Origin of the sequence: Pseudoalteromonas aliena (genome assembly GCF_038155085.1) — a bacterium.
GTDB lineage: Bacteria > Pseudomonadota > Gammaproteobacteria > Enterobacterales > Alteromonadaceae > Pseudoalteromonas > Pseudoalteromonas aliena_A.
On sequence record NZ_JBAKAU010000319.1, the window covers coordinates 1 to 206 of the forward strand.

Annotated in this window: 1 pseudogene; it reads right to left on the reverse strand. The window is 43.7% G+C overall.

What is annotated here, in order from left to right:
- Positions 1-206, reverse strand: a pseudogene (locus V6260_RS19580) (argininosuccinate lyase); the annotation flags it as partial.

The window sequence follows — 206 nt, forward strand, 5'->3', positions numbered from 1 at the left end:
CGTGTCCGCCTTTTGCCGCTACTAACGATTTATCGCCATTTACTTTTATGCCTTTAATACATGCTTGCGCCATATGAATTCATGCAAGCCATGTTGGCATAGCGTCGAACAGGCCTTCTTTGTCATCTTGCATATCTTTATTGTATGCAAGTGGCAGCGCTTTTTACGTCAACATCATAGCGCTAAATGCACCAAATACACGACCG